A 4,654-nucleotide genomic window follows, 5' to 3' on the forward strand; every position below is an offset into this window, starting at 1 on the left:
TCCTCACTGCCCTTTTGGCATAACAGCCCGTAACGCATAAAGAGCCAACAGAAAATCTCCGGCTGCTTCAGAACCAGGAAGGGTGCCGATACCTTCTGTACCCTCCGCTCCTCTCTCGCCACCATGCACAAGCAGGGCGCCAATCTCTTCCAGGCACTTACCCTGACTTTCCAAGGCAACCCTCCTCAGCCTCGTTTCGCGTGAATTCGCCATCGGGGGGATCTGAGTAGTTACAAAGGCATATGCGAAGGCGATAGTGCGTGCTACATGCGAGGTATCGATGAAGTTTCGTACTGCGAACGCCCTGTCCCCGGTTCGCCGTTCCCGAGTGAGGCGCCGGCAGGTTCATCTGCACGTGATCTCTCGCGCGTCGGGCCAGTCACTCAGGCTCGAAAAACCAAGTAATTGTGCCTGAGCCGCCCTGCTTCGCGGAATGACAAATATATTAATCCTACCATCCGACGCTCCACATACAGCAATATGAAAATATCCATCAGTACCACAAGAAAAAGCCAGGACATCTATGCCTGCGCTCGTCAGTTCGTTCTGCATGACCTCAGGCGCTTTCCCGCCCTCCATACACTGGAGGGAGCCGCGATACTTCACTACCTTTACGCTCGGTTCGCCCGTCAACACCGACATTTGTGGTTTGTCGATACCGTCACTTCCTGGTTCGATGGAAAACATGTAGTCGCCCCACCATGGGCCAGCAGACCACCATGCCCAGCCAAGCCAGACATCGGCATTAGCTTCAACATTTGTAAGCATGTTGGAGACCGCTTGCTTACAAGTTTCATTATTTGCACCAGCGAACTCGCCTAAGAAACCGCGCTTCCTATTGATTCGTAACCACTCTGTAAAGTTTTTCAAGCGCTCAACACCGATTTCGGTACTGACACAGGTAGCCGATGTTCCTGAGCTGTCCGAATCAAGATACTGATGCACCTCAAAAACTATGTTATTACCAGAGTCAACGATTTTTTTCATTGCCTCGGCATTGGGAGTCCCATACCAATTCTGTGTCCAGCTCCAGGCACCTGTCCAAGCATTACCAGGTATCATGATTGTGTTGGTCGCTCCCGTAGCACGGATGCCCTGGATTGCCGCATTGGCCGCATTCACCCACGTTTCAGTAGGCATGTCATGTGGCTCGTTCATCAAGCCAAATAGAACCCTGGGATTATCTTTGAAAAGTGCGGACAAACGTGACCAAAAATCTGCGTAAGCAGCATACGACAGCCCACTCGACCCCAATATTTGACCCTGGTAACGTGCAAAGTTGTGGGGATCGAGCAGCACTGCGACGCCTTTGGCAGTGACCCCGGAAACAAAGCTTTGTAGACGAGCCAACTCAGCTATGTCAAAAGGCTGATTCAGGGATGGCTGCAATCGTTCCCATCGAAATGGCAAACGAACCAGATTCATTCCTTTGGCTTTAAAATAATCCACACTACTAACACTTGGATAGATGTAGTCACGACCATAGGTACCAGGCAAATGTTTCTCGCCAAACTCAGCTCCGCTCAAATTCACGCCGCGCCACTGCAAACCACGAGTTTGCCACTCTATGGGCGTGACAGACCCAGGAGTCGCGGTGGGGATCCTGGCGCCTCCCAGGAACATCGTACCGGCGGCCAGGGTGACTCTTGCCACGCCATTGGTAAAGGCGGCCTCGGTGCCCGCGCTTTGGATCGGCACCGTGAGCAGCAACTCCATCGTTCCGGAAAACACCTTCAGGGTGTTGCCGGCCTGCTGATAGAGATAAGACGATGAGGGCTCGGCCAGTTGCAGGCGCTCGACATTCTGGTCCAAGGTGATGCCGGCCACTCCGGCTCCAATCAGAACCTGCTCCGTGCCGGTGCTCCCGTACACTTTGGCGCTATTGAGCAAGGTGAACCGATTCCCTGCACTGAGAAACACCGATCCCTGGGGTATGGTGAGGACGGCATGGGAAACCGGCTTACCGACACGGGATGGATCATCCGGATCAATGATAGGGGGCCGGGTCGGCCTCGGGGTCGATGTCACGACGGCTCCCCCCAGAGTCATCACACCGGCGGCCAAGGAGATCGTGACCGCACCATCGGTAAAGGCGACCTGGGTGCCCGCGCTTCGGATCGTCACCGTGACCACCAACCCCGTCGTTCCGGAAAACACCTTCAGGGTGTTGCCGGACTGCTGATAGAGGTACGACGACGAGGACTCAGCCAGGTCTACCCGCTCGACATTCTGGTCCAGAATCACCTCGGATGCTTCTGCTTGAATCAGAACATTTTCCCTGCCAAGGCTTCCATACACTTTGGCCCTATCAGCCAGGGTGAACTGGCCCCCGGCCTGAAGATAGACCTGAGCCGAGGGGAGCAGATCGACAAGAGGGTCGCGATGCTGAGCGAAATATACCCACGCGGTGGGCGAGACACCGACCATCGTCGTGTCCCATGGAGTCAATGGACCGCCGTACCAATGATCCGCCGCGCCGGGGAAGGCCCCGGGGTATGTTCCGCCAGCCGGTATCTGCAGCAAAGAGATCTGCTGCATCACGACGTTCGCCTCTTTGATGCCGGCAGACGCTGCTTGGGCGGTAAACTCAACTGCCGGTGTATAGGGTCCTGCAATGTCGCCGTATCCGTAGGTCGAGCCGTCAAACGAGCTTACGCGCATCATTGACGCAGCATACGCTTGCGAATCCAAAGCTTCCTGGATCCGTCCGAGCGATCGAAGAAACGTGACTCCCCAGCTTCCGCTGACGTCTATCGCCGTCCCTGCGTCAGCGGGCAGGACACCCGGCTTCATGCGTCGTTGCAGGGGATCCCACCCAAACTGCAAAATGGCGCTTCCCAACAACGTGGAGTCGTGCACCTTGCCGGCGGCGAGTAAGCCGAAGTAGGCCGATATATTTCCTTCGATGCCCAGTGAAATCAGGTTTGGATAGCCGGGATTGCGGGAGAACTGACGAGACACCCAGGCTGCCCCACGATCGAGCGCAGCGGTGAGCGTAACGGGATCATCGTACAAACCGTTACGCTGCAACTTGCCGAGAGCAATGAGAACCCAACCGACATTGCCAACCCATTCGCAGGTATCGATATCTTGCGATAGAGCTTCATTCCCGTCGCACGGAATCGGCTGCGACGCTCTTCCCGGGGGACTCAGCTTGTCATTCTGTATGACGTAAGTCGAGTACCAAGCGCCTGACTGCCTGCCAGATTGAATCTGCAACGCAAGCAGCTTGGCCGCCATTCTTTGAGCCGCAGCGCGGAATGTAATATCACCGGTTCGTTCGTATTCGTATACCAAAACCAGCAGAGCTACGGCTTCCGAATAGCTGTTGAAGTTGGGGTTTTGCTCCGGAAACCACGCGGGGATCAAATCCTTGCCAGCACCAGAGCGGGCGATTTGAGTGAGTAAGGCCCGGGCCGCACTAGCACGAACGGTCGAGTTTGGTGTTACTTTTTCAAAACCCCTTTCCACCAATCGATTGACCCCTCCAGGCTTGAAGTTGACAACCGCAAACTCGTCGAGAAACAAGGTTCCGACATGCTCGTCGGGCGGTTCTTCAAGTGAGGGGTTGTCAAAGACCTCGCAGTGAGCACACCGAACGATAGCAATTTCAAGACCAACAATCTTTGCAAGATTGATCGTGCTGTTTCCCGTCAATTCACGCAAATCGATGTAGATTGCTCTCCACTCAGGAAGATCGGTCATGCTCCTTAGCACGGTGGCGACAAGACCATTGGCGTCCTTGAGTTTCACTTCCATACTGTCGTGCGACTTGAGGTTCGAGCCCCGAATTGCAAGTCTGATGTGTGTATAGGGGGTCAGATCTCTTTGTGGAGACAAGGACTTTTGCAGCACGATCCAGCTCTGTCCAGCGTTTGGACTGCCTATCAGCGCCACATTTCTCAAATCATAGTCCACTGCCAAGGCGTTGCCATTGCAGCCCGGAACCGTGCGCAGGGTTGGCTTCGGAATCAAGGGATCGGCTGTGCAGCAGTAGTCCCAAGGGGAATCAAAGTTGTCCAGGATATTGTCCACACGCCCATCAGCACAAGCAACACCCCATGGTGCGGCAGCCACGGCCATGTTTGAGACGAGCATCGCCAGCACGCAACAAACCAAGGCCAGGACGCCGTGCGAATCCATGGCTTCCTTGAATACCTTCAAGAACCTCAGTGCTTGGATCGATTTGGCGAACATTAGCATTGAGCATTCCTTCGTGGCGGACAGATGGTTTGCAGATGAGCTTTGGAGTTCGACGAAGGATAGGAAATCCAACGGTGGCAACTAGAGTATATGAGACCCCATCGTGATTCGCAACTCTCTGGGTCATCTTACCATTGAACCATTGGTCACAATTTGGACAGCAGCGTGTTATCCTCTGCTCTCGAAATTTGCCTGCCGAGTCATCAATGAGTCGTTCAAGGGGGAAATCTGCTGGTTCCTGGGCGCAGCCTGAACGGCTGCGGATTGCCTTGGCCTGGCTCGTCGGCGCTCTGCTGCTGCATCCGGCGATGGCTAGCGCGACGGGCAGCGTTTACGTCTCGTATGCTGCCGATGGTGTGCCGAGCTACGCCAGCCAGCGCCTCGATCCGAGCTACCGCTTGCTGATCCGCGGCGAGAACCCGCCCCAGGATCGTGGCACGGTTTCAAGGAA

General features: G+C 55.2%; 2 protein-coding genes. One reads left to right on the top strand and one right to left on the bottom strand.

What is annotated here, in order from left to right:
- Positions 1 to 345: 345 nt before the first annotated feature.
- Entirely contained in the window at positions 346 to 4,203 is a 3,858-nt protein-coding gene (locus CAPSK01_RS24305; protein ID WP_337958503.1) for a glycoside hydrolase family 5 protein, read from the bottom strand.
- Between the two features lie 206 nt (positions 4,204 to 4,409).
- Here CAPSK01_RS24305 and CAPSK01_RS21245 point away from each other — a divergent pair.
- The coding region (locus CAPSK01_RS21245) for a hypothetical protein (protein WP_273702781.1) at positions 4,410 to 4,654 on the top strand (245 nt) is incomplete at its 3' end.

The sequence above is a fragment of the Candidatus Accumulibacter vicinus genome, from assembly GCF_000584955.1.
Classification (GTDB): Bacteria; Pseudomonadota; Gammaproteobacteria; order Burkholderiales; family Rhodocyclaceae; genus Accumulibacter; species Accumulibacter vicinus.